Origin of the sequence: Streptomyces griseorubiginosus, assembly GCF_017614965.1 — a bacterium.
GTDB classification, from domain to species: domain Bacteria; phylum Actinomycetota; class Actinomycetes; order Streptomycetales; family Streptomycetaceae; genus Streptomyces; species Streptomyces griseorubiginosus_B.
In genome coordinates this window covers 1-1,907 of the sequence record NZ_WVUG01000599.1, presented here as the reverse complement: position 1 = coordinate 1,907, position 1,907 = coordinate 1, and the positions used below count along the sequence as shown (strand labels likewise).

The 1,907-nt window shown below is 71.8% G+C and carries 1 protein-coding gene and 2 pseudogenes; 1 reads left to right on the top strand and 2 read right to left on the bottom strand.

Annotation, left to right across the window (positions count from 1 at the left end; all coding sequences use genetic code 11):
• Together GRC12_RS44050 and GRC12_RS44045 are read right to left on the bottom strand one after the other, a co-directional pair.
• Positions 1–400: pseudogene (locus GRC12_RS44050) on the bottom strand (SUKH-4 family immunity protein); the annotation flags it as partial.
• Positions 401–407: 7 nt separating this feature from the next.
• Positions 408–1,421, bottom strand: a complete 1,014-nt coding sequence (locus GRC12_RS44045; protein WP_208786035.1) for an SMI1/KNR4 family protein — start codon at positions 1,419–1,421, stop codon at positions 408–410.
• 363 nt (positions 1,422–1,784) lie between these two features.
• Here GRC12_RS44045 and GRC12_RS47190 point away from each other — a divergent pair.
• Positions 1,785–1,907: pseudogene (locus GRC12_RS47190) on the top strand (YwqJ-related putative deaminase); the annotation flags it as partial.

The following is a 1,907-nucleotide window of genomic DNA, read 5'->3' as shown; positions in this document are numbered from 1 at the left end:
CCTCACCCCGCCGCTCCCCGATCCCCAGCTTGTCCGCCGCCTCCTGCAGCCACTCCGGAGGGCTCAGCAGGAACGACGTCTGGTTCAGGTCGACGCGGGCGGAGGACGCGGCCGGCGGCGCCGGTTCGTCGGCGGGGTCCGGGCGGCCGTACTCCTCCTCGTAACGGCGGATGACCTCACCCACCGGCAGCGAGGGCCACAGCGTGGCCTCGCCGCTGTCCCGGGCGATCACCAGCCGCTGCGCGCCGCCGTCCGACCGCGGACCCTCCGCACGGTCCTCCGCCCACACCACGAAACCGAGCTCGAACTCCCGTACCCGCACCTCACGGTGCTGGTACGACGGCACGTCACCGTTGATCCACTCCTCGGCGCGCTCCTGCGCCTGCGCGAACGTCACCATCGCCGGCTCACTCCCCCACCACGGGAACGGACCGCGCGAAACCGCCGTCCACCATCAGATTCGCCACCGTCTCCAACTCCGGCGGGGATCCCGCCAGTCGGGACAGGAACACGTCGAAGTCCTCACCGCACGGCAGCAGCAGACGCTCCACCCGCTCCGCGGGCGCCCACGACGGATCGACGTCCCGCACATCGTCGTACGCGCAGAACCACACAGAACCGATGCGCTCGCCCTTCACCTTCACCGCGAGCAACCCGCCCTGCACGAAACAGACGCCCAGATAATCCTTGGTCAGATGGTCGCGCAGGCACTTGTTGACGTACACCAGGTCATTGACCGCCGCCTCGTCGCGCACCGTGAAGAACGGCTGGTCGATCAGCAGGCCGAGCCCCGCGTCGAGCGCGGTGCCCACCGGCGCGCACCCGCCCGCCGCCTTCAGGAACGAACGGTACGCACCCGGCAACCGGTACCCGAGGTCCTCCTCGACCCCCTGCACCTGCGCCTCCGTCACCGCCACCCCCGACTTCGGCAGCCCGAAATGCGCCGGACGCGTCTCCTGCAACGGCCGCGTGCCCCGCTTGTCCTGGTCCACCGCCGACGTCGCGATCCCCCCGTGGTGCCGCAGCAGCGCCTTCACCTCGACCGGGATCAGCTCCAGCCGCCGGCTGCCCGCCACGTGATGCCACGTCCAGCCGTGCGGCGTCGCCACCGGCGACACCGTGTCCCACAGGTCATGACCCGAAGCCGCCAGCGCCGCGTTGGCCGACACGTAGTCCGTCAGCCGCAGCTCGTCGACCCCGAAACCCTCCGGCGCCTCCGCGATCTCCGCGGCCGCACGCGCGTAGGGAGAGAAATCGGGGTAACCGCGCTCGTCGACCCGTACCCCTCTCGGGTGACGGGCCGCCCGGACCGGATCCGGGAAGTGCACGACCTGCCCGGCATAGGCCGCGTTCGGCGGCGCGGCCTGTCCCCCAGCCTGGCGGCTGGGCGGCGCCCCCAGCCCGAGCCGACCTGTCGTCATGGCGGTTGCCCCCTGCGGCACTCTGGTACGAACCGCGGCGACCGGCCTCCGCCGCCCACCACGCCCCGTATCGACTGTCTCGTCCGTCCCGACTCACGTCGTGACCACACCGCGCCCGCCACCACACGCCCTCACGCATGCCGGCAAGCGCCACCCGCACGAAAGCGGTGCCGACAGCCTATGCGGTACGACCGCACCGGTCACCGGGCCCCGGTCAGCCGCCCTCCGCTTCCGTGACCAGCCGTCACCCCGCCCTCACGGACCGCCCAAACCCGGGCGTGTCGCACCGCCCCAGCTACCGCACCAGCAACGGAGTTTGGCAGTCTGTCTCCTCCGGGGGGATGCACGGAGGGGAAGACGATCATGAACGCGACGCAGACGGGACCGCACACGGGTACGTCCACCACGCCGCACCGCGGCCTGTCCGGCGACCCCCGCATCGGCTGGAGCGCCACCACCAACACCTCCGCCCCCACCCTCCTGCAC